The following is a 1,326-nucleotide window of genomic DNA, read 5'->3' as shown; positions in this document are numbered from 1 at the left end:
CCCCGTTATCTTCTTCGCGGTCCTGCAAGAGGGCCGCTGGCCTCCGGGCCCGGTATGACTGTTGCCCCCTGTCGAGTGGATGACCTGGGGGGTGGTGTCGCCGGGCCCGAGGGGTGCCGTCGGAGACGCTGATCAGAGGTCTGGCCACTGCCCGGCCCGGCGCAATGCCGGGCCACTTGCGGGCGGCAGGTCTGCATAACGTGGATGCGCGCGAACGGCCCCGCCTTCGAGGCCGGCACGGCATCGACGCATGTGGGGGCACGGTGATCGACATAGACGCGGTGGGCGTCTTCCTCGGCCTGGACGTCGGCAAGAGCAACCACCACGGCCACGGACTCACCCCGGCCGGGAAGAAGGTCTTCGACAAAACCCTGCCGAACGGCGAACCCCAGTTGCGGGCCGTCTTCGACAAGCTCAAGGCCAAGTTCGGCACCGTCCTGGTGGTCGTGGACCAGCCCGCCTCCATCGGCGCCCTGCCGCTGACCGTCGCCCGCGACACGGGCTGCCAGGTCGCCTACCTGCCCGGCCTTGCGATGCGCCGGATCGCCGACCTCTACCCGGGCGAGGCCAAGACCGACGCCCGCGACGCAGCTGTTATCGCGGACGCCTCCCGCACCATGCCCCACACCCTGCGCTCGCTGGAACTGGCTGACGAGATCACCGCAGAGCTGACCATGCTGGTCGGCTTCGACCAGGACCTGGCCGGAGAGGCCAACCGCACCTCGAACCGCATCCGCGGCCTGCTCACCCAGTTCCACCCCTCGCTGGAACGCGTCCTGGGCCCCCGTCTGGACCACCCCGCCATCACCTGGCTCCTGGAGCGCTACGGATCCCCCGCCGCCCTGCGCAAGGCCGGCCGCCGCAAACTCGTCGAGGTCATCCGGCCCAAAGCGCCCCGCATGGCCCAGCGGCTCGTCGACGACATCTTCGACGCCCTCGACGAACAGACCGTCGTCGTCCCAGGCACAGGCACCCTGGACGTGATCGTGCCGTCGCTGGCCAAGTCGCTCGCCGCCGTCCACGACCAACGCCGGGCACTGGAAGCCCAGATCGAAGCCCTGCTGGAGGCCCACCCTCTTTCCCAGGTCCTGACCTCGATGCCCGGCATCGGCGTCAGGACCGCCGCAGTCCTCCTGGCCACCATCGGCGACGGCAGCTCGTTCCCGAGCGCGGCCCACCTGGCCTCCTACGCCGGCCTCGCCCCGGCCACCAAATCGTCGGGAACCTCGATCCACGGCGAACACGCCCCCAGAGGCGGGAACCGCCAGCTCAAACGCGCGATGTTCCTCTCCGCGTTCGCCGCCCTCCACGATCCCGCCTCCCGCG

1 protein-coding gene is annotated in these 1,326 nt (G+C 70.3%); it reads left to right on the top strand.

What is annotated here, in order from left to right:
• Positions 1-263: 263 nt before the first annotated feature.
• Positions 264-1,326, top strand: a 1,063-nt coding sequence (locus ABZ719_RS37675) for an IS110 family transposase (RefSeq protein WP_366729675.1), incomplete at its 3' end; no start/stop codon positions are given.

The organism is Streptomyces sp. NPDC006743, assembly GCF_040703815.1.
Taxonomy (GTDB): Bacteria; Actinomycetota; Actinomycetes; order Streptomycetales; family Streptomycetaceae; genus Streptomyces.
The sequence above is the reverse complement of the archived record's forward strand: the minus strand, read 5'-3'. Positions and strand labels throughout refer to the sequence as shown.